At 69.4% G+C, this 22359-nt stretch carries 18 protein-coding genes; 5 read left to right on the top strand and 13 right to left on the bottom strand.

Annotated features, from left to right (window positions below; translation table 11 throughout):
* Window positions 1-117: 117 nt before the first annotated feature.
* Complete coding sequence (locus tag ACX9TP_RS42000; RefSeq protein ID WP_482982307.1) at window positions 118-1446, bottom strand: DUF418 domain-containing protein; 1329 nt, start codon at window positions 1444-1446, stop codon at window positions 118-120.
* A 157-nt stretch (window positions 1447-1603) separates the two neighbouring features.
* On the opposite strand from ACX9TP_RS42000, the gene ACX9TP_RS41995 reads away from it, so the two are divergent.
* Window positions 1604-2038, top strand: a complete 435-nt coding sequence (locus ACX9TP_RS41995) for a RidA family protein (RefSeq protein ID WP_482976310.1) — start codon at window positions 1604-1606, stop codon at window positions 2036-2038.
* A 2-nt stretch (window positions 2039-2040) separates the two neighbouring features.
* Here ACX9TP_RS41995 and ACX9TP_RS41990 read toward each other — a convergent pair whose 3' ends face one another.
* The gene (locus tag ACX9TP_RS41990) at window positions 2041-3867 is read right to left on the bottom strand and encodes a DUF885 domain-containing protein (RefSeq protein WP_482976309.1); all 1827 of its coding nucleotides are present in this window, start codon (window positions 3865-3867) and stop codon (window positions 2041-2043) included.
* A gap of 396 nt (window positions 3868-4263) precedes the next feature.
* On the opposite strand from ACX9TP_RS41990, the gene ACX9TP_RS41985 reads away from it, so the two are divergent.
* The gene (locus ACX9TP_RS41985; RefSeq protein ID WP_482976308.1) at window positions 4264-4698 is read left to right on the top strand and encodes a hypothetical protein; all 435 of its coding nucleotides are present in this window, start codon (window positions 4264-4266) and stop codon (window positions 4696-4698) included.
* 321 nt (window positions 4699-5019) lie between these two features.
* Here the strand turns inward: ACX9TP_RS41985 and ACX9TP_RS41980 are convergent, their stop codons facing one another.
* Window positions 5020-6234 carry a methyltransferase gene (locus ACX9TP_RS41980; RefSeq protein ID WP_482976307.1) on the bottom strand — a complete coding sequence of 405 codons (1215 nt, stop codon included), beginning with the start codon at window positions 6232-6234 and terminating at the stop codon, window positions 5020-5022.
* Between the two features lie 230 nt (window positions 6235-6464).
* Here ACX9TP_RS41980 and ACX9TP_RS41975 point away from each other — a divergent pair, with 230 nt between their 5' ends.
* Both ACX9TP_RS41975 and ACX9TP_RS41970 read left to right on the top strand, forming a co-directional pair.
* Window positions 6465-7322: an acyl-CoA desaturase gene (locus tag ACX9TP_RS41975; protein WP_482976306.1), complete on the top strand. Its 858-nt coding sequence runs from the start codon at window positions 6465-6467 to the stop codon at window positions 7320-7322.
* A 16-nt stretch (window positions 7323-7338) separates the two neighbouring features.
* The gene (locus ACX9TP_RS41970; protein ID WP_482976305.1) at window positions 7339-7722 is read left to right on the top strand and encodes a DUF952 domain-containing protein; all 384 of its coding nucleotides are present in this window, start codon (window positions 7339-7341) and stop codon (window positions 7720-7722) included.
* A gap of 191 nt (window positions 7723-7913) precedes the next feature.
* Here the strand turns inward: ACX9TP_RS41970 and ACX9TP_RS41965 are convergent, their stop codons facing one another.
* Window positions 7914-9377 carry a S28 family serine protease gene (locus ACX9TP_RS41965; RefSeq protein WP_482976304.1) on the bottom strand — a complete coding sequence of 488 codons (1464 nt, stop codon included), beginning with the start codon at window positions 9375-9377 and terminating at the stop codon, window positions 7914-7916.
* 351 nt (window positions 9378-9728) lie between these two features.
* Here ACX9TP_RS41965 and ACX9TP_RS41960 point away from each other — a divergent pair, with 351 nt between their 5' ends.
* Complete coding sequence (locus ACX9TP_RS41960; RefSeq protein WP_482976303.1) at window positions 9729-11303, top strand: DUF4253 domain-containing protein; 1575 nt, start codon at window positions 9729-9731, stop codon at window positions 11301-11303.
* A gap of 72 nt (window positions 11304-11375) precedes the next feature.
* Here the strand turns inward: ACX9TP_RS41960 and ACX9TP_RS41955 are convergent, their stop codons facing one another.
* The 9 genes from ACX9TP_RS41955 to ACX9TP_RS41915 form a co-directional block, all read right to left on the bottom strand.
* Window positions 11376-11966, bottom strand: coding sequence for a hypothetical protein (locus ACX9TP_RS41955; RefSeq protein ID WP_482976302.1), 591 nt, complete (start codon window positions 11964-11966; stop codon window positions 11376-11378).
* A 79-nt stretch (window positions 11967-12045) separates the two neighbouring features.
* The gene (gene sitI6, locus ACX9TP_RS41950) at window positions 12046-12756 is read right to left on the bottom strand and encodes a SitI6 family double-CXXCG motif immunity protein (RefSeq protein ID WP_482976301.1); all 711 of its coding nucleotides are present in this window, start codon (window positions 12754-12756) and stop codon (window positions 12046-12048) included.
* Window positions 12757-12762: 6 nt separating this feature from the next.
* Window positions 12763-13431 carry a SitA6 family polymorphic toxin lipoprotein gene (sitA6, locus tag ACX9TP_RS41945; RefSeq protein WP_482976300.1) on the bottom strand — a complete coding sequence of 223 codons (669 nt, stop codon included), beginning with the start codon at window positions 13429-13431 and terminating at the stop codon, window positions 12763-12765.
* A 347-nt stretch (window positions 13432-13778) separates the two neighbouring features.
* A complete protein-coding gene (locus ACX9TP_RS41940; RefSeq protein WP_482976299.1) occupies window positions 13779-15197 on the bottom strand; it encodes an amidase in 1419 nt (472 codons plus the stop codon).
* 31 nt (window positions 15198-15228) lie between these two features.
* A complete protein-coding gene (locus ACX9TP_RS41935; protein ID WP_482976298.1) occupies window positions 15229-16242 on the bottom strand; it encodes a hypothetical protein in 1014 nt (337 codons plus the stop codon).
* Window positions 16243-16312: 70 nt separating this feature from the next.
* Complete coding sequence (locus ACX9TP_RS41930) at window positions 16313-17671, bottom strand: hypothetical protein (RefSeq protein ID WP_482976297.1); 1359 nt, start codon at window positions 17669-17671, stop codon at window positions 16313-16315.
* Window positions 17672-17738: 67 nt separating this feature from the next.
* Complete coding sequence (locus ACX9TP_RS41925; RefSeq protein ID WP_482976296.1) at window positions 17739-21053, bottom strand: ELWxxDGT repeat protein; 3315 nt, start codon at window positions 21051-21053, stop codon at window positions 17739-17741.
* 98 nt (window positions 21054-21151) lie between these two features.
* A complete protein-coding gene (locus ACX9TP_RS41920; protein WP_482976295.1) occupies window positions 21152-21805 on the bottom strand; it encodes a hypothetical protein in 654 nt (217 codons plus the stop codon).
* Entirely contained in the window at window positions 21802-22356 is a 555-nt protein-coding gene (locus tag ACX9TP_RS41915) for a hypothetical protein (protein ID WP_482976294.1), read from the bottom strand. The genes ACX9TP_RS41920 and ACX9TP_RS41915 overlap by 4 nt, the downstream gene beginning before the upstream one ends.
* Window positions 22357-22359 lie beyond the last annotated feature (3 nt).

Here is a 22359-nt window from a genome sequence, read left to right as displayed (position 1 = left end):
CTCCTCTGGCGACATGGCGCACTTCTACGCCGAGGTCTACTCGGCGCAGGGCGGGTCCCGCTGCTTACCGATATGGGCACGGGACGGTTCTCCGGGACCTGCGGCCCCGCCTTCGCGCTACGCCGGCACCCGCGTGCGCTGGGCCGAGGCGTCTTCACGGCGCATCGGCTGGGCCGTTCCATACGTCAGTGACCGCCACACCCACTCCGCGGGGCCGAAGCGGAACCGCGACAGCCACAGGTGGCTCCACACCACCTGGACAGAGAAGACGGCCAGGCAGTACGCCACGCACGCCGCGGGGCCCAGCTTCGTGATGAAGCCCAGTCCGTACCCGTAGAAGAACAGCGCGCTGATGATGGACTGTGACAGGTAGTTCGTCAGTGCCATGCGCCCCACCGGCGCGAGCAGGCCCAACACCCGCTGCCAGGTGGCTCGCTGGAAGAGCAGGGTGAGGCCGGACACGTAGACGGCCGCGAAGCCCAGCTCGCCCAGGTGCCGCAGCGGCGCGGTGGCGAAGGGCACCCACGTCGGCAGCGTCTCCGGGGTGAAGACCTTCTTCAGCATGAGCTGCTGCAGCACCAGGCCGCTGCTGCTGCCAATCACCCCGGCCACGAGCCCCCACCCGAGGAGCCGGCGGAACAGCCGCAGGTGCTGGGGCACGTCGTGGAAGATGCGGCGCCGCCCCGCCAGCAGGCCCAGCAAGAACCGGCCAAACGTCGAAATCGTGATGGCGAGAAGCAGCGGCAGGTAGTCGCGGAAGAAGAAGTCGAAGGTCGCCTTCGTCACGTCCAGCCAGCTCCCGCTCGTGTAGGCCGCCAGCGTCTGCGCCCTGATGGCCTCGGAGGTCTCGCTGGCCGCCTTGGCGATGGCCGCGCCGGCCTCCGGCGTGTCCGCCATCAACTGTGGGAACTTGAGGATGACCACGCCGACGAAGGACCACCCCAGGGCGAACAGCAGGGCGCTGATGAGCAGCGTTCGGTCCGAGCGCCCCCGGAACAGGAGCAGGCCGAACCCCAGCACCGCGTACGTGCTGAGGATGTCGCCGTACCAGATGAGGAACAGGTGGGCGAGCCCCATCACCAGCATCACCCCCAGCCGCCGGACATAGAGCGGGGTGATGGAGGTCCCTCGCGCCTCGGCGCGGCCCATCTGCACCGCGAAGCCGAGGCCGAAGAGGAACGAGAAGAGGGTGATGAACTTCCCGGCCACCAGCAGCGAGAACGCCTGCCAGGTGACGGTGTCGGCGAGCGACGCGTTGTTCATCGCCGCGAGGGTCTGCTCTCGCGGCAGGAACACCCTGCCGCTGAACCACACCATCACATTGGAGATGAACACGCCGCACAGGGCGAAGCCACGCAGCGTGTCAAGGAGCGTCAGTCGCTCGCTGGAATCCACGGGACGAGCCTCGGAGCTGGGGGCCGAGACCTCGGAAGGGGCAGGGGTCATGCTCGGAGAGGAGGTGGTCAACGTGAGCCCACCTGTCCGTATTCCCCGCGAGCCCACATGCCTGCCACGGGCGCCATTCCCGCCAGCCTGAAGCATGGACTGCACCGCGGAATGCGCTCGGGCCTGATAGAACTCCTCCAGATTCAGCGAGGCCTCCATGTCCCAGACTGGCGCTCCGGCGAAGAAGTCTCCCCTGTCCCTGATGAACCCGAAGGGGCTCTTCGACCCGGCTCCCTATGGTTTCTCCCACGTGGCCCAGGTCGCCCCTGGCAGCCGGCTCGTCTTCATCGCGGGGCAGGGCGGTGAGAGCGAATCCGGCGCCCTGGCACCCGACTTCCCGTCGCAGGTGCGACAGGCGATGAACAACCTGCTCACGGCGCTGGAGGCCGCGGGAGCTGGCGCCGGCGACGTCGCCAAGCTCACCGTCCTCGTGGTGGACCACTCCGAGGACAAGCTGAAGGTCCTCGGCTCCGAGCTGGAGCGGGCGTGGAACGGCCGCATGAAGCCGACCTGCACCCTGATTCCCGTGCCGCGCCTGGCGCTCGACGGAATGCTGTTCGAAGTCGAGGCCGTCGCCGTCCTTCCCGCGTGAGCCTACTTCGTCGGCGTGCCCCGTGCCGGCAGCGGGCCGCGCACGAAGTCCGCGAACACCGCCTGGCGCAGCAGGTCCGGCGGCAGCAGGCCCTGGGCGAGCACGAAGTCGTGGAAGCGCTGCGCGTCGAAGCGCTTGCCCATGGCCTTCTCCACCTCCGTGCGCAGCTCGTTGAGGCGGGTGAAGCCGTAGAAGTAGCTGGTGGCCTGGCCCGGTAGGCGGAAGGTGTAGCGCTCCACCTCCAGGGTGGCCATGGCTTCGGACAGCACCACGTCCGTCATCAGCAACTGCTTCACCTGCTCCGGCGTGGTGCGGCCCAGCTGCAGCTCCGGGTCGCAGAAGGCGCGCGCGGCGCGCATCAGCCGGTGCTGCAGGCTGATGAGCTTCCCCTCCGGCGGGAGGAAGGGCAGGGTGATGCGCTCGGCGTACAGCCCCCAGCCCTCCACGTTGGTGCTGTTGAAGGCGAAGAAGGCGCGGGCGCTGGACACGCCGGCCTCCAGCATGCGCGCGAACTGCAGCTCGTGGCCGGGGCGCACCTCGTGCGCGGTGAGCGTCCAGCTCGCGGCGGCGAAGGTGAAGTCGTCGAGCTTCTTCGCCCCACCGGGCGCCTTGGACGGCAGGTTGAGCGGGAGCACGAACTCTCCCTGCTCCCCCGTGTTGCCCAGCAGCCGGGGAGGGAGCATGTGCGGCCCCGAGGACTGGGCGCTCTCCGCCTCGCTGGCGAGCCGGATGCGCGCGGGGCGGCTGGGCAGGGTGAGCAGGCGCTCACGGCGGATGATGGCCTCCAGCTGCTTCAGCCGTGACTGGTAGTGGGGGAGGATGGCCTCGCCCACCAGCTGCTCCTTCTTCAGCGCGCGGATGACGGCGCGGTAGTCGGCATCCTTCCAGCCGCGCGCGCGGGCCACCTGCGCGGCCACCTGCTGCATCTCCCCCTGCAGCTCGCCGAAGGCCGTGCGCGCCATCGCGGCCAGTTCGGCGGGCGGCACGTCCACGCCCAGCTCCACCAGGTTGTGTGCGTAGACCTCCGGCGGCAGCTGGAAGTCCGTGCGCGCGCGTGGCAGCAGCTCCGTGCGCACGAAGGTGTCGTAGTCCAGCAGCTGCTTCTTCAGCGTGGCGAGCGGCTCCTCGTAGCCCTGGAGGCCGTACTTCTGGAAGAGCGGCGCGAGCCCGTCGAGCAGGAAGGTGTTGTTCTCGAGGTGGCGCTCCAGCTCGGCCTTCATGGGAAGGAGCAGCCCGGGCTTCGCCAGGTGCGCGCGCGTGTCCGCCAGGGCCAGCTCGGCGATGGGCGCGTAGCCCTTCTCCAGCCCCGCGTACCTGCGCAGGCGCACCAGCGCCGCCTGACGCCGCTGCGGAGCCACCTGCTCATCCAGCAGCATGCGCACGCCGTTGAACACCCCCTGCGCCATGTTCGTGTAGGGCACGAAGTACTTCTGCTCGAGCGCGGCGGCCTTCAGCGCGCGCTCCTGCGCGTCGATGAGGATGTGCAGGTCCTGGCGCACCCGGAGGTCCTGCTCCGCGGCCAGCCGGGTGCGCAGCTCCGCCAGCACGGCCTCCCTCGCCTGGCGCCTGCGGTCGCGGTAGCCGGGGGTGCGGTCCAGGATGGCCTCGTCCAGGCCCTCCACGCCCGCCCTGGCCGAGCCCTCGGGGGCGAACTTCGACAGCGCGTCCAGCACGTACTTCGTGTGGACGTTGCTCTGCTGCACCCACGCGGGCGGCTGCCGAGGCTTCGCCTGTACCTGGCCCTTCGTGCGGGGCGTGGACTGCGCCAGCGCCGCCGCGGGCGAGGCGAGGGCAAGGGAGACGGCCAGGGCCAGGGACCTGCTGCGCATGTGCACTCCAGGGGACGGGACGGCGGCGTGAACCCGCGGGGTGGTAGGGCATTCCGGACGTCCGCCTTCCTCGCAGAGGCGGCTCGCCACTTCGGAGTGAGCGAAGCGGAGCTTCCACCGTTTCCTGAACGGCCGCTCGCGATGTTCGCACGACCTCAGGCGGTGCGCCTGAGGTCACCTCGGCGCAGGCTTGGACTTGCAGAGCGCTGGGCGTTGCGTCCGGCGAGGTACGCATGCACCCGTTCCATGAGCCCGGCCACCGCGCAAGCCTGGCCGGGGCACCGGGTTGCACCGAGGCTCCGGGGCATCTACTCGTATTTCCTTCCCCCGAAGCCGAGCGTAGGTTCGGTCCATGGACCTCCTGCAACGGATTCCCGTGACGTCTTTCGAAGAGCCATGGCTGCCGTTACCGGGGACGGCGGAGTGGCGGCTGCATCTACCGTCCATGCCGCGCGGCTCCGCCGGTGCGGCGTGAGGAGCGTCGAGGAGTGGAAGAGCGTGTTGCGCGTGGCGCTGCGAGAAGCACTTCGCGCCCGGCAGGCGCACGTGGTGGCGGTGATGCGCGAGACACTGGCGGCCATCGACAACGCCGAGGCGGTGGATGCGAGCGCGGCTCCGCCGTTGCAGCTCGGTGAGATCGCCGGCAGCGTCGCGGGCCTCGGCGCTGGAGAGGTCCCGCGGCGCCTGTTGAGTCCCGAGGCGGTGACCGAGGTTGTCGAGCGCGAAATCCAGGAGCGAAAGCACGCGGCGGACACGTACTCCGCGCTGGGCCGGCATGACGAAGCCAGCACGCTGAGGCTCCAGCTCGAGGCGCTCGCCTCCCTGCGCTGACTTCGGCAAGCCCACGAAGTGGCGGCGGGTTCCCAAGGCAGCCCCTGCGTTCTCCGCGGTGGTCTGCGGGTCATCATCCTGGGTCACCGCCTGCGTGCGGTGGTGCTGGCGTAGCGGATGCTCACGGAGGGTGACAGGCCACCGACACCCGGAGGAACCTGGATGGGGATGGAGGTCACCGGCTCTCGGTTTTGGGACGCACATGAGATGACGTCGGAGCGGGGAGCCTCCCTCAGGCCCGGTGGCGGATTCTTCCAGCCAGCGGGGCGCATAACCTGGGGTGACACGGAGTGCGTACCAGCCGACGTGTCATGACCCGGGTCAGGCGCTCCGCGACGCGATGAGCGCGAGGTTGCGCGGAGACAGGCGCGGGTCGAAGAGCTGGAGGAGCTCGACCTGGAAGCCCAGCTCCTCCAGGAGGAGCGCGCGATCCAGCAGGAGCACGACCTCCAAGGCCCTCGCGAAGCGGTCCCTCAGCAGATGGCAGAGCAAGAGGTCCCGCGTCTCGGCGCGAACGGACACCTCGAAGGCCTCCAGCTCGGCGTCCGTCATGCCGGCATCGAGGCCCAGGCGCGCCAGGCGGTCGCGCGCGTAGACGGCGAAGCTTCCGGCATAGAGCGTCCGGGGCGCGTCTCCTGCCCTCACGAAGCCGCGCTCGGGAAAGTGCCGCCTCGATAGGAGGTCGAACGCGAAGCGCCACGCGTACACCCGCTTCATCCGCGCGAACTCCTCCTCGGTCTTGTGATGACGTCCCCGCGTCGTCAGCGCCAGGGCATGCGGGGTGAAGGGCAGCGGATGCGCGCCCCCGAAGCGGGAGACGGGGTAGTCGCGTGGGGTCTCCAGCTTGTCGTAGCAGCAGCCGATGTTCAGGACGAAGCCCGCCTCCTGGCTCTTGCGGAGCTGCGTGAGGGCGAGCGGCCCGCAGGTGTGCAGACCGATGGAGGCCCGGTCCCGGCCGGAGAAGAGCGAATCGAGCCGCGGTTGGAGCCCGTCCTCGACGGAGGCCTGGATGAAACACAGGGTGCCCCTGCCCGGGGAGGGGGTTCTCGCCAACCACCGCCGACCCTTGTCCTGCAGCGCGGCGTCCCGGTCGATGCTGTGGAAGGTCCATCCGAACGTCCGCGCACAGAGGCGGGCGAGATGTCCCATGCCGCCGCCGATATCGACCGCCTGGTGGATGAAGCGCGTTCTCGGCGCGAGCAGGGCGAGCACCCGCTCGAGCTCGTGGGTCTTCTTGGCGCTGAGTCCCTGCGTCTCCGAGACTGTCAGCGCGTGAAGGCCCTCGTGCCAGGGCAGCGCCGTCAGTTCCTGGAGCGCGCCCAGGAGCGCGCCCAGGGACGGAGGCGGGACGCCCACGAGCGCCCCCTGGTCCAGCTGTCGCTCGCCTGCTTCATCGAGCGACCGGGCATAGGCCAGCCAGTCCTCGGGATAGGCGGCGACGGACCCGGGCCAGCCCTGGAGGATGGAGTGGGACCAGAGCGGGGACCAGGGCCGGAGCTGGTGCGTGAGCGCCTCGAGCCGCGCCTGGAAGTCCATGCCGGCGCATCCTATGCGCCGCCGCTCCGCCCCGTCTTAGGCTCGGGTGATTCCTCGCCTGGATTCAGTCCTGGGAAGCCGGGACAACAATGCGCGGAGCCGGGAGGACGTGAGGATTCCGAACGGACGAGGTACCTTGTTGAGGCACAGCTCATCTCGGAAAGTCTCACCGGCCCGGGTTGAGGTACCTGTCTCGAGTGGGGCGCCCCGAGCCCGACGGTGGAGGCTTCATGCAGACGTCCAGCCTGGCAGCGAGACCCATCCGGATGAACCCGCTCATCGGGCTGATCCTGGTCATCTACCACGGGCTGGCGCTCGCGGCGTTCGTGCTCCCATGGCGCCTGGACTGGGTGCTCGCGGGCTTCGGCGTCTTCATGCTGGTCGGGCTGGGGACGACCCTGGGGCTCCACCGGAAGCTGACCCATCGCTCCTTCGATTGCCCCCGCTGGCTGGAGTACGCGCTGGTCACCGCGGCCATGCTGACCCTGCAGAGCAGCCCACTCGAGTGGGTGGCGAACCACCGCATCCACCACGCGCACGCCGACAAGGAGCGGGATCCGCACACGCCGCGGAGGGGCTTCTGGTACAGCTACCTCGGCTGGGTGGTGGATGATTTGTCGACGGACCGGGAGGCCTACAAGACCTTCTGCCGCGACCTCGCCCAGGACCGCTACTACCTCTGGCTCCTGCGGTACCGGTGGGTTCCGCACGCGCTCCTCCTGGCGCTCATCGTCGCGGTGTGGGGCTGGCAGGCGGCGCCGTGCGTGCTGTACCTGCCGCTCAAGCTCTGGATGCACGCCCAGTACGCGGTGAACTCGGTGTGCCACGCGGGCAGGCTCGGGTTCCGCTCGTACGACTCGCCCGATGAGAGCCGCAACGTGTGGTGGGTGGGGCTGTGGGCGCTGGGCGAGGGCTGGCACAACAACCACCACGCCCACCCGCGCTCGCCGCTGCTCGGGCGCGGGCGGTGGCAGCTCGACGTGGGCGGGCTGGTGCTGCGGCTGCTGGTCAAGCTGGGACTGGCCAGGCTGCCGCCCGCCGCCGCGGCGCAGGTGCCCGCGGTGGAGGCTCCTGCCTCCCCTCGTTGAGTGGCATCATGTCGGCATGAGCGCCCGAGCCAGCCCGCCTGAATCCGTCACCCGCATCTACACGCTGGTGCGTGGCGAGGATTGGCGGGCGGCCGAAGCAGTGGGCGAGTACCGCGGCAGCGCGCATGATCAGCGTGACGGCTTCCTGCATTTCTCCACCGCCGCGCAGGTGCGCGCCAGCGCCGCCAGACATCGCGCCGGAGAGCCGGACCTGTTCCTGGTCGAGGTGGACGTCGCCGCGCTCGGAGACGCCCTGCGCTGGGAACCGGCTGCCAGCGGCTCCCGCCCCGGCCTGTTCCCGCACCTCTATGGCCCGCTCCCCCTCGGAGCGGTGCGGAGCGTCACGAAGCTGGAGCTGAACCCGGATGGGACGCACGCCTTTCCGGTCTCCATCGCCTGAATTTGAAGAAGGAACGCCTCACCTCCTCCGCACCTGCCTGGAGGACCGGGCAGCGAGAGGTCAGTGCGAAGCCTGAGCCGGAAGAGGGAGAGCACCCCTTGCCGGAACGGTGGAGGAGGCTGGGAAGAAGTCCGGGGACACCGCCCCCGCCCGGCCACGGCGGGTGGAAGCGGTGTCCTCGTGTCTCAGGGCTACAGACGGAAGCGCGGCTCCGTGCTGCGCTCCGCGTCCAGCTCGGCATCGAGCGTCAGGGCGCGGGCACCCGCGGCCGACACGTTCAGCCCCATCCACCGGTAGAGGTGCTCCACGGCCTGGGTGCGCTCGGGCTCGGGCAGGCGGCTGATGCGCGAGCCGTGCTCTCCGCCCGGGACGATGAAGCGGAAGGAGTCATTGCGCTCGCGCACGGAGAAGGCGCCGGAGGACCAGGGGTCATTCTCTCCGTAGATGAAGAGCATCCGCTCCCCCTGGCTGCGCACCCAGTGCTCCACGTGGTGCATGAGGCCGTGGTCGAACCGCTCCCTCACCGGGAAGGCCAGGTACGCCTGGGGCTCGTCCTCGCCCGGGTAGCGCAGCAGCCCGTGCAGGTGCCGCGTGGAGAAGCGCGTGAAGCCCAGCTCCGTCGCCGCCTGGTAGTAGTAGGCCGCGTAGTAGTCGAGCCACGTGTCGCCGTAGGTGAAGCCGATGCTGACGATGCCCTCCAGGAAGCCGAATAGCTCCGCCGCTGACGCATCGGGCGCGGGGACAAACTCGCAGTAGGGCGTGCCCCAGTACTGCCAGAAGTAGAAGGACACCTCGACGACGGCGAACTCCAGGGCGCGGTCCCTTCCGCCAATCACGTGGAAGTCCGTGCCCCCGAGGACCACCAGCTCCTCCATGAAGGGCATCATCTCCGCGCGCTTCAACAGCACGGCCTGCTGGAAGGCCTGGAGCTTCGCGCGGCAGTCGGCGTCCCCCACCTGCTCGACGAAGCGGGCATAGCGCCCGTCACTCAGCCCGTGGCTGTTGGGCGTGACGTACGGCACGGTGACGTCCACGTCGTCCGGGTAGAAGTAGCGGTGGTACACGGCCGCCATGCCGCCCTTGCTGCTGCCGGTGGTCAGCCAGCGCCCGGAGTACAGCGGCTTGAAGGCTTCGACGATGCGGTGGTAGTCGCCCGCGGCCTGCCGGATGTCGAGCAGCTTCCAGTCATTCGAGGCCGGCCGCGAGGTGCCGAAGAATCGGTGCTCCAGCGAGAGCTGGTTGGCGCCGAGCAGCGCGGTGGGCTCGGCCCGCGAAGGGGTATCCCCCAGGCCATAGCCACCTGCGGAGAGCACCATGGGCGCGTCCACCGAGCGGTGCAGCAGATTCACCCGGAGCTGGAAGCGCTCACCCAGGGGACGCCGGTGGTCCGCGGGCTGCTCGAACACCATCCGGAAGAAGCGTGTGCCCGCGTAGGGCGAGGGCCGCTCGTCGAGGACGGTGAGCCCGGGGATGGACTGCAGCTGGGTGAGGATGTCCTCCGAGTCCGCCACCGCCTCCAGCGCGCCCACGGACCGCGCGGGAAGCTCCGCCCCCGAGGACTCCGCGAGGGTGGTGTCCCCGCAGGCCTGCAGCAACACGACAACAGCGAGCCACCATGCACCCTTGAAAACGCCAACGGCTTCTGTCCGCTTCATTCAAGCTCCCGGGAGTTGGTACTTCGCGCGCGAGCGCCCCTGCGTGGAAGAGCCGCTCCAGCGCGGCGCATCCCACATTTTTGGCGCACGGACTGAACGGCGAAGTCCTGGTTTTATTGCACCTGCAACGGCGCTACGACGTTACGCGCCGCGGCGGAAGCGCGGCCGCGTCACCCGCGCCCCGGTACTCACTTCAAGCGCGTGCCTGCCCCGCCCGGGGCCGCACCGTGCACGGCACAGGCTCCAGCGGCCACGACGGGCCCGGCCCTCACGCTCAGCAGGCCTTTCTATCCGCCCGATGCGTCTCCGGAGGTTGGTGCGGGTGTATCCGTCATGCTGTAGTCGCGCGGCATGCGGACATTCCTCCGGAGGCACCCGGTCGCCATGCTGGCGATGGGGCTGAGCCTCCTCCTCCTCCTCGGAGGCGTCATCGTGAGCACCCAGGGTTCGAAGACTTCCGGCAGTCTCACCGAGCAGACACACCGCATGGAGTCCGCCGTCGAGGCGGCGCTCATCCTCGCCATGCTCGGGCCGGCGCAGGGGCTCGATGAAGACCTCGTGGCCCGGCACCGGCTGGAGTCGCAATACGGCCAGCTCACGCTCCTGCGCCGCTACACGCTGGGGGGCGAGGGCCCCGCGGGCATCTCGGAGGAGGAGGCCGGCAGGTTGCTGGGATTGGAGGGCCTCGAGCCGGGCGAGCCTGTCGAGCTCATCGTCGACTTCGCGCGCCTGCCGACGCTGCTCGTGCGCTTCGTGGACCCGGAGGCCCGGGTGCTGTCGCGCGCGGCCGCGTACGCGGGCGTGGACGAGGCCGAGCTGCGCGAGGTCCTCCGGCGCTCGGGCCTGGACCTGGAGGCGCGCACGCTGAATCGCCACCCGTGGACCCGGATGCCCCTGTCCCGGAACGGGCCGTGGTCGGTCGTGCAGGTGGTGGAGACCGTCACCGACCCATACCTCCAGCTGTCCCTGGAGGAGGCGCGGCTGCTGGACCCGTCGCTCGCGGTGGGGGCCAAGGTGGAGGCTCCTCCGCCGGGAGAGGTGCTCACCTACGTCCTGGATGAGTTGCGTCCCCGGGCGCTGCAGCCCCGCCAGCACCACCCCGACCTGGATGCCGCGAGCTTCGAGGCCCTGCGCAAGCTGGTTCCGGAGGTGCCCACGCCCGCGTCGCTCCAGGGATTGGGGCTGGGGTCGCTGCATGCGCTCTACCCGGAGGGCTACGGCGTCCTCTACGTGGACGTGCCCGGCGAGAAGGCGGAGCGGCTGTGGCACACGCTGGATGCCCAGGCGTCCCGTACCGGCTACCGCCCCGTGCTCCTCGGCGGCGATGAGCGTGAGCTGTTGGCGATGCCGCTCGCGTGGCAGCAGTACCGCGACGAGCTGCCGAGGGAGGTCTCCCCGAACTACATCGGGCTGCCCAGGCACGAGGACCCGATGGATGACCCCGCGACGGTGCTGGCGCATGCCGAGCGCCTGGACGTGGAGGCCCTGCTCGCGAAGGCCCGAGCCTCCGCGTCCGACGGTGACGAGGAGGGGGAGCCGAGCCGGGTCGGCACGTCGCTGGCGGCCGTGCTCGAGCCGCTGTCCCGCAAGCCCTACGCGCGTGTGCGCCTGGCGCTGGTGCCCACCGATGCCGCGTGGAAGGCGCTGGCCCATCTGCCCGTCCTCATGCAGGCGGGAGAGTCCACGCCGTCCCTGGTGAAGGTGACGGCCCTGTCGCGCCGCTGGGAGGAGCGCCATGGCGCCCGCGTCGCCTCCGTCCGCCCGGGCATCGTCGAGTGGGTGATGGACCGGCCCGCGAAGGACCGGGACGCTGCCCTGGCGCTCGCGCGGGAGCAACTGGCGCTGGTGCCTTCCGAGATGGGCACGGCCGCGCAGGAGGCCACCGCCCTGATGCAGTCCACCACGTGGTACCTCTGGTGGGACTGAAGGCCGCCTGGCGGTCCGCGCAGGCGCGCCGCGGAGGGCAGGTCCGCCAGGCGGCGGACGTCACTGCTGTGGCTACCCGTGTGGCAGCAGGTTGGCGGGCAGCACTCTCTTGATGACGTCTTCCGCGCGCAGATTCTTCATCCGCTGCTGGAAGAGCTGGCCATCCCTCTCCCACTCATCCTTGACCTCGATGGTGACGGCGGGCCACGTCTCGCAGTTGAGATAGCGAACGTGGATCTCGCCAAGATAGACAGCCTTTCCCTCGTCCGCGGTGAAGGGGACGCGCAAGCCCTTCGAGCCCTGCTGGGCGGAGTTGATGTGGAGGTACCGGAAGTCATGCTCCCCGGCCTTGAGCTCGCGTACGACCAGGTAGCCGGGAGGGTCCTGGAAGTCTCTCTCGGACACCGGACCGGTCAGGGGAAGCTCTCCCCACCTGTCATAGGCGTCCCAGTCATTGACGTAGGCGAGGCTCACCGACGGCGAGGCTCCTCCCTGGCAGTCACTCGAGAACCGGGTGGAGGCGATGAGCAGCCCATGCCCCGGCTTCCCGGGGAAGCGGAAGCCGTCGTCGACCGTGTCGATGACCTGGATGGGCTCACGCATGCTGGCGCAGCCCGCACCGAGCCATAGGGACATCACTGCAAGGAAGAAACGCGTGCTCATTTCTTCTCCGTCTGGGAGGGGGGATTTGGGTGGGAGGCTGGTGAGATTCGCGTAGATGGCCTGCAGGAGGAAGGCTCGCTCAGCGCGTGGGCATCTCGCGGAAGAGGATGCCGGGACGATCCATGCGCCGCACCGCATCCATGAACCGCTCGGTGCCAATGACCATCGTGGCGAAGGTGCCCACCCGGAAAAGGTCCAGGTCCGAGGGAAGGGACGCCGCGTCTAGAACGGGCTCATCGGGCCGCGTGAGCCCGAGCCGCCCACAGGTGGAACACGGCGGCGGCAGGTCCGGGGGCAGGCAGTCGGGGTGCAGCCGGCCGTGGGGCTCAATCTGGAGCTCCAGCAGCTCTGGCGGGTCCTTCTGACGAAACCGCAGCGCCGTCGGGAAGCCCTGCAGCCCGCGGACTCCTTCCGCTTGCAGGCGCTCCAGCGCGTCCCGGCGTACCACCCATGTGATGTTGCCCTGCGACGTGAACGGGCCGAACTTCCCGGTAGCTCGGCCCGACAGCGGGCCAAAGTCCGTACCGGGAGGCAGCTTCGCGCCTGAGGGCGCGAGGGGACGCACCAACTCTCGCAGTCGCGCGAACTCGGCGAAGGGCTCGGGCCTGGCCGTTTCGAACTCTCGCCTCTCGGAGAGCCGCGACAGGTCCACGCCGGGATATTGATGCCCTGCCCCTCCCCATGTGGTTCCGCAGGTGTGGCACTGCACACCGGGCAGGCCCCACGTGTGTGCGGCATCAATGCTCGCCGTATAGGGCTCCTCTTCTCGCAACCAGAAGTACCGGGTCATCCGTCCTCACGTGCCGGGGCGCGAATAGTATGGCTGGATGGGACCGCCCAGCAGTTGGAAGCGGTAGATGAGCTCCCCCGCGTGCTTGAAGATTTCCGGAGGGGAGGCATCCCCATTCCGTTCCTTGAACTCGCGCCAGGCCTGGTTCCACGGCCCTCCACGCCCGTCATTCCCGTGAATCCTCCGGTGGAGGTCTCGCGGAATCGGCATGGTGTAGTCGTGGATCTTGACGCCCTGGCGCGCGAACCACCGCGCGAGTTCTTCGGCCTGCGGGAAGATGTGGTGCTTCTCCCATTGGCCAGGTGGGAGCTGGCGTGACGGGGGGATGACCTGCTCCCGTTTGCCGCCCCAGTTGGGGAACACCATGACGGCTCCCGGCGGCAGCTTCTGCGCACCGCCCCAGTTCCGCCGGGGGCCACTGCCCGGTGCTGCGGTTGCTGCAGGAGGACGCATCGGAGGGAAGCGCGCCAGCTCGACTTCGCCAGGCACATCCTCGCAGCGGTAGATCCCGCAGGCGTCACCCAGGCATAGGAGGGTAACGCACGGGTCCTCATGGGGCGCGTCGCACTCCACCTCCGCTGCCTCGTCCCAGGCCTGCTGCTGGGGAGGAGTGACGGTGGAGCAGCCCAGCCAGTACACAGCAACCAGTGAAAGCCAGGAGGCATGGACTCGCATCTACAGCGGCTCTTAGCATGACGGCTACACTTCCAGAGGCGCCCAAGCCGGCGCGGCGGGCAGGAAGCCTGAACTCCATGCGTCTGCCTAATCCGCCATCAAGGCCTTGGCTCGACTGACGAACTCGCTCTTCGAGGTCACATCGGCAGAAGAATGCTTTCCGTCCGCGAGCCCGAGTACGGGTTCTGATTTGTTCTGAGCGCCATCAGCACCTTGTCCAGCTTCTCGTTCGTCTCCTGCAGTAGAGGCTCGACGCTTTCCAGCCAGAAGATACCGAGTGGAGGCGGCGGGAATCGAAGCCGCCGCCTTCATTCGTCGGCGCGGCCCGACGGCGGAGTGACACCTGACTAAAGGGCGGGGCGCCCCGAGAAGAGCACCGGAATCGAGTAGGGCGCCCACCGGTCCTTCCATGGGCGCGCCTCTTCGAGCTGGTACGCGAGGCCAAGGAGCAGCGAGTCCTCGCCCGCTGCCGCGGCGAAGTGCATGCCGATGGGGAGCCCACCCTCCGGGAAACACAGCGGCACGGACATCGCGGGGCAGCCCGCGATGTTCTGGATGGGCGTGTACCCGACGGAGCGTCCCGTGCGCTCGAGCAACTCCTCACGTTTCAGCACCGGCGACAGGTGCCCGATGCGCCACGGCTCGGTGGCGAGCGTTGGCGTGAGCACCACGTCGTACCCCTGCGTCGCCGCGCCATACACCTGCACGCCCCTGGCGAAGGCGGCGCGCGACCAGGGCAGTGCCTCGGGCCCGTACGCCTGCACCTTCTCCACCAGCTCCCAGGTGAACGGCTCCAGTTCCTCCGTCTGCACGGGCACGCCCCGCACCTTGTCCATCGTCTCGACGACGCCCGCGATGGCCGCACCCGCGACGAGGAAGAACGCATCTTTGAGCGCGGGCCCGTCGAGGTCAGGAGGCGCAATCGGCTCGACGTGGTGGCCCAGCTCCGTGAGCAGTGCCACCGCCTCGTCGTAGGCCCGCCGCACGGAGGGCTCTGGCTCCCCGCCCATCATCGTCCGCGTCCACGTGGCGATGCGCAGCTTGCGTCGAAGCGGCTCGCGCACGAAGCCGACGGGCCGGGTGGCCGAGCGGTCCTCGGTGAGCGACAGGAACAGCGCGCTGTCCCGCACCGAGCGGCTGAGACAGTGGTCGCTCGTCATGTCGAGGAAGTCCGACGTGGCGAAGGCCGCGGGCACCGTGCGGCCCCGGCTCGGCTTGAACCCGAAGACGCCGCACGCCGACGCGGGGATGCGGATGGAGCCACCCCCATCATTCGCATGCGCGAGCGGCACGAGCCCCGCCGCGACGGCCGCCGCGCTGCCACCGGACGAGCCCGTGGCCGAGCAGGACAAGTCCCACGGGTTGTGCGTCACGCCCTCCAGCAGCGTCTCGGTGCTGCCGAGCAGGCCGAACTCGGACAGCGCGCTCTTGCCCACGCAGACCAGCCCCGCCTCTTCGAGCCGCCGGCCATACGGCGTCTGCTGCGGCACGACGTTGTTCGCGAACAACCGCGAGCCCATCGACCACCGCATCCCCGGCCACGGTGTCGCGTCCTTGACCAGGAACGGCACCCCGGACAATGGCCCCTGTCTTGGGGCACCGGGCCGCTCGCGAGCGACGGTGACCACCGCGCGCAACAGCGGGTTCAGCGCGTCGATGCGCGCCAGGCACGCCTCGAACAGCTCCTCCGCGGAGACCTCTCTCCGCGCACACAGCTCCGCCTGGGCCATGCCGTCGAGGCGGGCAAGCGACACCAAATCGGTCATGGGCCCTGCTTGCCTGAAGCCGGAGCCGGCCTCAAGGCGCCGCCCACTCCACGCGCAGCCGGTGTCCACCCACGAGCAACGCCAGCCCCTGTCCCTCGCACAGCGCCGTCCACAGCGCCTTCGAGGATGCCGCCGAGAGGCTCCAGATGAAGCCGTCCTCGTGCAGCCGCGCCTCCTCCTGCTCCATCCCCGGAAGCACGAGGAGGAAGCACCCGCTGATGCGCTCGCCCCGGCCTCCCGGCGGGGTGATGGCCACCGGCCCCGTCTGTCCCGGCTCCCAGGCGAGACACCCGTCCGAGCCGTCATCAATCCCGGTGAGCAGCGCGAAGGGCTGCGTCTCCTCGCGCATCTGGTCGAACAGCTGGCGGAACTGCGTGTGCTGCCCGGGAGCGATGCGCAGGACGATGTCCGAGTCCTGCTTCACCACGCGCGCGCTCCACACGCGGGAATGGCTGACCCGGGGCAGCAGGCTCTGCTCCAGCATCGCCGCCACGGGCAGTTCGGGCCGGTGGATGTCCGACCAGGAGGGGCAGGGGTAGTGGCTGTACGCCTTGCCCAGCGCCGTCATCATCCGCGCGGGCCCGCAGCGCTGCACCAGCTCCAGCTCGCGGTCGGTGATGAGCAGGAGCGAGAGCGCGCGGGACGGCACGGGCAGTCCCGGAATGGGAGCGGCGGGCGTGTAGAGCACGTGTTTCCCCGGGAACAGCCGGTGCTCACCGAAGATGGTGACGTCACCCACGTCCACCGTGCGGCCCTCCTCCGCCAATTGCCGGAAGCGGGCGAAGAGCGCGGCCAGCTTCCGGAGGAGGGCGTCCTCCGGCACGCCGCTGTTCTCCCGCAGCGTGAACACCATCTCCAGCTGGCCGTGCGCCACCAGCCCCTGCGTCACGTACGAGCGGCAGGCGATGGGCGCTCCCTGCACCTGGAGCGTGTGGCGCGTCGTCAGCACCACGAGGCCGCCGGGCTCCACCTCGAAGCGGTCCACCCGTCCGGAGGACCGGGGCGCTCCGAAGAGGTGTTTCCGCAGTGAACCCCACAGCGACATGGTTGCTCCCGGCGGGTGGACGCGGCGCCCACCCGCCGGAGCATTCTTCCACGGTGCTCCGTGTTACGCCTCAGGAGTCGTAGCCGTGGTTCCCCTGCAACACGATGACCTTGCGGCTGCTCGGGTAGAACAGCACCGCGTAGTCATTGAAGTCGTGGCAGTTGTGGCAGGGGACCTCCTCGCCGGCCACCCACGCCTGGATGGCGCCGCCACCCGCGTACGCGTCCATGGCGGACAGCAGCGCGGCCCCGTCCGTCCCGGAGAAGAAGTGCGTCTGCGCCAGGCCGGCGCGGTCGGTGAAGGTGCCGTACTCCGCGAGCGGCAGCGACTGGCTCTGCGCGTTGAGCTGCGCCAGCACCGCCTGGATGGTGACGGGCGAGGCCGGGCACTGCGGCGTGCTGTAGGCCTCAATCGTGTTCAGGGTGTTCCACGCCAGGGGCGAGGAGTCGGCGTTCCACGCCGCCCGCGCGGGCTCGAGCGACGACGCGTCGATGCCGGTGAGGGACAGGGGCTGCGGCGGAGTCACGTCGCAGGCGGTGGCGTACATGCAGCGCGACACCTGGCGGTAGGTGCCGCACGAGGAGAAGTCCGTCGTGCCCGTGGGCTTCGCGTGGACGCAGTTGTACACGTCGAGCAGGCACTCCTGGGACGGCCACACCTCGTACGGGTCGCCGGCGGTGAGCGACAGCTCCGTCACGCGCGCGACGAGGCGCGCCGTCTTCTGGTAGGCCACACCGTTGTCGCTGCCCGCGCTGAAGGTGAGCGGGACGGTGTGCGGGTCGATGGCCTGGTGCAGCAACGGGTACGTCCAGTCGAGGCGGTAGGCGGGCCCCTGGACGTGGGGGATGCCGTCGGGCGCCGTGACGGTGAGCCAGTCCGTGTACCCGGGCACCGAGGCGTGGCCACGGTAGAGGAGGTTGCTGTTGCCCTGGACGACGTAGACGGGGTTCACCTCCTCGTCAATCCAGATGCCGGTGGAGCCGCGGAAGTCGAAGAAGCGCGGGGCCACGACGATGCGCGCGAAGTACCGCTCGGGCGAGCCCGTGAAGGTGTCGACGGAGATGAAGAGCGGCAGGCCGGAGAGCACCGTGTTCAGCTCGTGGCCCTCGCGCAGCACCACCTCCAGGCGGCGCTCGCTGATGATGTTCGTCTCACCGAAGATGTCGTCGGGGACGAAGCTGAACACGCTCTCCAGGTAGCGGTTCGACGTGGCGTGGAGGACGAGGACGCGCTCGCCGTTGCGCGTCTCGAAGGTGCCCATCGTCTCGAAGCTGAGCTCGTTGTTGCCCTCCGTCGCGTACAGCCGCGTGACGGCCGCGGCGGCGGTGGTGGTGCCGGTCTCCTCGACCGGCTCGGGCAGCTGGGTGTCATTGCAGGCCGTGGCCCCGAGGGCGAACAGACTGGCCAGGGCGAGACGAAGTGGCTTCATGTGGAGTCTCCAGGTGGAAGGCCCGCATTAGCACAGCCACCTGACGGCCTCACACGGGGCCCCTGTATCAGTCATGTGACAGCGGGCGGACCCGACGTCTCACGGTGGGTATCAACAGGAGCAGCAGCCACCACGCCAGGGCGGGGCTCGCCGAGTCACAGCCGCACCCGGAGCTCTCCTCCGGTGGGGCCGTGTTGGGGCCCGTTCCCGGAGCATGGACGTTGATGCCGAAGCTGCACGTGGCGGTGTTGTTCGCGGCATCCGTGGCGGTGACTTCCACCTTCGTATCCCCGCGCGGAAACCGGCCCCCGGAAGGATGGCTGTAGGTCACCTCCACCGGGGACACGGCGTCCGACACGCTCGCGGGCGGGTACTCCACCGTGGCGCCCTCTTCGTCGGTGGCCTCCACCACCTTGGTGGACGGGCACGTGAGCGAGGGTGGGGTGGTGTCCGAGACGGTGACGACGAAGGCGCAGCTGCGCACCCGGAAGCCGGGGGCCTCGGCGGTGGCCTGCACCGTCGTGCTCCCCAGCGGGAAGACGCTCCCGGAGGGGTGGCTGTAATGGATGGACGTGGACGCGGGGACGCCATCCGCCAGGAGCGCGGGGGGATAGCTGTAGCTGGCGCCCGCGCCGCTCGTGGCCTCCTGCCGGGGAGGGACGGGGCACGTCACCGAAGAGGGCACCAGGACGCGCGGCTCGAAGCCGACGGCCTCGTCGCTCGCGGCGACCATCAGACCGTCTCCGAAGGACGCGACGACGCGGGGGCTGGAGCCTCCCGTGCCTGGCACCAGGTCCGCGACTCGCACCGTGCCCCCGGCCGTGCCGTCACTCCGCCAGAGCTCCTCGCCGCTCACTCCGTCATTCACGGCGAAGTAGAGCAGGCCGTCCACCACGGTGAGCGCCGTGGGCTCGTAGCCCACCTCCTGCCCCGAGGGGAGCCGGAGCTGGATGTCCTTCACCAGGCGGGTGCCCGCGGGCGTCCCGTCCGTCCGCCAGAGCTCCCGGCCCTCCACGCTGTTGGCGACGAAGAAGACCTGCGAGCCCACTCCCGTCAGGCTCCCGTAGTTGATGTTGTCGTAGGTGCCTTCCGGCGGCGCATGGAGCCTCACCGTGCCCTCGGACGTGCCATCCGACTTCCACAGCGAGATGGGCCCCCCGGGAGGGAGGCTCACGTAGATGACCGAGTCCCCCAGCGCGACGAGTGGCTTCCCCGATACATGGAGATGGATGTCCCTGACGGGCGAGGCCTGCGTCGTCCCCGCCTCGGTGCCATCGCTCTTCCAGAGGGAGGTCTTCCCGTTCGAGTAATCCGTGACGGTGAAGAAGAGCGTGTGGCCCGCGCCCGTGAGGTTTCTGATGTCGTTGTAGCTGCTTCCCGGAAGCAGGTCCTTGAGGAGGTGGGTGCCAGTGGCCGTGCCGTCCATCCTCCACACCTCGAAGCCATGAGCCTTCGAGGTCGCCTGGGCATAGAGGGCGTCGCCGACCTTCACGGGAGGCTCGTAGGAGGAGTCATTCGCGGCGGTGCGGCCCGTCTCGTCCGTCTGTGCGTAGCGGACCGTGCCTCCAGGCATCCCGTCCGTCTTCCAGAAGCCGGAGTAGTCCTCCATGAACAGGAGTGACCCGCCGACCTCCGTCAGGCCATGGAGGGAGTAGGCCCGGCCCATGCCGTCGAGCCGCACCGTGCCCTGCGTGGAGCCATCCGTCTTCCACAGCTCCTGGGTGCCCTCCGCGTTGTCCACGACGAAGAAGAGCGCGTCCTTGTACACCGTGAAGCGGCGGGGGTTCGCGCCCCGCGCGCCCGGAACGAGGTCCACGAGCATCCGGGTGCCCTCTGCCGTTCCGTCCGTCACCCACAGCTCCCGGCCGCTGAGCCCGTCGTCCGCGGTGAAGAAGGCCTTCGCGCCCAGCGCCGTGAAGCCCGTCACGCCGGAGCCCGCGGGGCGGCTGGCGATGTCCCGCGTCAGGGTGGTGCCTTCCGGCGTCCCGTCCGTCTTCCACAGCTCCCGGCCGTGCACGCCGTCGGTGGCCACGAAGAAGAGCGTCTGGCCGTCGGCCGTGGCCACCGTGCGCTCCGGCACGGCGTCGAAGGCGCCGGGGGCGATGTCGTGGAAGGGCACGGGCTCCAGGCCGGTGGTGCGCCACAGCTCCCGGCCCCGGGTGGGCTCCCGCGCGCTGAAGTAGAGCACGCCATTGACCACCACCAGGGAGGACGGGGCCGAGCCTTCCGCGCCGGGCATGAGGTCCGCGAGCAGCCGCGTCCCCGCCGCGGTGCCATTGCTCGTCCACAGCTCCATGCCCGTCGTCCCGTCGTCGGCGACGAAGTAGAGCTGACTCCCCGTGGCTGCATGCGGATTGGAAGCAGGGAGCCTTCCGTTGAAGCGCTTCAGGAGGACGGTGCCCGCCTCCGTGCCGTCACTCGTCCAGAAGTCTCCGTTGCCGCGGAAGAAGTAGAGCCTGTTGCCGACGACGGTGGGCCAGGCGACGGAGGCGTTGTCCTCGGGCCACAGCTGCTTGATGAGCGTCAGGCCGTCGGCCGTCCCGTCGCTCCTCCAGAGCTCCCGGAACGTCCCGTTGGGATGCCGCACGACGCGAGTCAGGAGGAGCGACGTCCCGACGACCTGGAAGGGGATGTCTTCGACGTCACTGACCCGCACGGTGCCTGCTTCCGTGCCATCGCTCCGCCACAAGTCATACGAGGTGCCGCTCCCCGGGTAGAAGGCGAAGAAGAGGACGCCCTCCACGTCCACGAGGTTGAACGGATGGGACGAGTCGCGGCCCGGGCGCAGGTCCTTCACCCGCACCGTCCCCTGCGCCGTCCCGTCCGTCTTCCACAGCTCGTTTCCCGCCTCGTTGTCGTAGCCGTCGAAGAAGAGCAGGCCTCCGCTGCGGACGAGCCTCGGGGCAAAGGGAATGCCCCGGAGCTCAAGGAGCCGCGTCGTGCCGGCCTCCGTGCCGTCCGTCTTCCACAGCCCCACGTATCCAAACCCGGTATTGGGCTCGTCGTTGGTCGTCGCGGAGAAGTAGACGTGCTCGCCGAGCGTGACCAGCCCGGTGGGATTGGAGCTCATCCGCCCGGGGAAGAGGTCCTTCACGCGCACCGTCCCCGCGGACGTGCCGTCGCTCACGTACAGCTCGCGGCCCGTCACCCCGTCATCCGCCGTGAAGAAGACGCGCTTGCCCACGACGAGCAGCTCGTCGGGCGCCGAGGACTCAGTCGAACGGTTGATGTCGAGCGTGGCGGCTGCGCCAAGGCTCGTCAGCGGCTGTGTGCTCGTGCGGAGCGGCAGCGCCTCCCCGTCATCACCCGGGGGGCTGGCACAGGCCAGGGAAAGCATCAGCCCGAGCATGGGCGCCGTGTGCCACCGCGAGACTGCCGACATGGTGCTCCTCCTCCAGAAGTCGAAGGAAGAAGATGGCGGAAGGGGCCCGCGAGGGCCGTACCACCAAAGTGGTACGGCCCCCGGTGGGCGTGCTGGCTTCAGTCCGCCGTGAAGTACAGGTTGTCCATCAGCAGCTTGTCCGCGGCCGCGCCCTGTCCGGCGATGAAGACGAAGGGCGCGTTGATGGCGTTGAGCTTCACGCCATTGTTCGCCACGAAGTCCGCCACCGGGATGGCCAGGTGGTGCCACTCGCCGTCGTTCTTGTAGCCGTACTTCGCCACGTCGAGCTGCACGCTCTTGGTGGCGTCGTTCATCCCCACCTTCACGCTGGAGAAGCCGGGGTCCTCGGACTTGAAGCTGACGTGCAGCGTCTTCCACGCGTCCATGTTGCGAGGCGTGTCCCAGTGGATGCCGAAGCCCAGCCACGCCTTGCCCGCGTGCACCACCAGGTCCGCCGCGCGCCCCTCCACGTGGTCCTCGGAGGGCTCCATCGTGACGGTGCTCTCGTACAGGTAGACGTGCGTGGTGGTGTTGTCGATGGCGATGTCGTCGGAGCGGCCGCCCTCGTAGAAGCCCACGCCCAGCCGGCGCTGCCCCTCCTGGAAGGGGAAGGGCCCGGGCAGTCCACCCGCGTTCGGGTCGGTTCCCCCGTCCGGTCGGGAGGACTGCCCCTGGTTCTCGTAGTCCGAGTCCCCGGGCTCCGGCCGGCACGCGGCCACCAGCAGCAACAGCGCGAATACGGACTGCTTCATGGCTTCACCGCCCTTTGTTGGCCATCGGCCGTCTGCACCAGCACCCAGCCGCCCTGCACCGTCCCACCCATCTCGACGATGCCCTTGTAAGAGGGCGTCACCAGCTCGTAGGCAATCGTCCCCGTCGCGTCGTACGTCACCGCGTCGGGGAAGTTGTCGAGCACGGACTGATACGCGCGGATGGCCTGCGCCCGGATTTTCGGCAGCTCCTCCTGGCTCGCCTCACCGTTCTGGTAGACGGAGAGCAGGTCCGTGCCCACGTAGAACTGGGCCTCGCCGTACGGCCCGCGAGCCAGCAGCGTGGCCCACGCGTAGAACGCGGCCACGTGGTCCCCGCTGCCCTGAATCTGCCACTTCGTCTCCGCGCCGGGCGAGTTGAGGCGGAAGGGGTTGTTCGGGTCCTCCAGCACGGACTGGTCCGGGTGGATGCCCACGTTCTCGCTGTGCAACTGGAGCGTGAGCCCGTCCAGTGACTCGCCATACACGTAGCTGGCGCGGTCGTAGCACCCGCAGATGCCCACCGCCGCGGCCAGCAAGAGCCAGGTCTTCATACG

The sequence above is a fragment of the Pyxidicoccus sp. M15 genome, from assembly GCF_056858435.1.
The sequence above is the reverse complement of the archived record's forward strand: the minus strand, read 5'-3'. Positions and strand labels throughout refer to the sequence as shown.